General features: G+C 50.2%; 1 protein-coding gene. It reads right to left on the reverse strand.

Going from position 1 to position 221, the window contains the following annotated elements:
- Positions 1 to 221: hypothetical protein (locus tag A3762_RS27180; protein ID WP_197469060.1), on the reverse strand; the 221-nt coding region annotated here is incomplete at both ends.

The following is a 221-nucleotide window of genomic DNA, read 5'->3' on the forward strand; positions in this document are numbered from 1 at the left end:
TGAGCATCAGTGGCTTCGGTATCTCTAAGCGGGCAACTGAAGTACATTACGCCTGAGCCACCTGGGCGAGGATTAAGAACCTTTAAGCTTGGGCAGCCAGTGGTAACTATCGGACTGCTGTCGCGAATATTATCGTTCTCAGCCTTCACAGCACCATTGCCAGAACCTAAACCGATCACACGTCCATCAGCAACCACCGCAATACTGCTATCTAGATTGTC

Source organism: Oleiphilus sp. HI0125 (assembly GCF_001635355.1).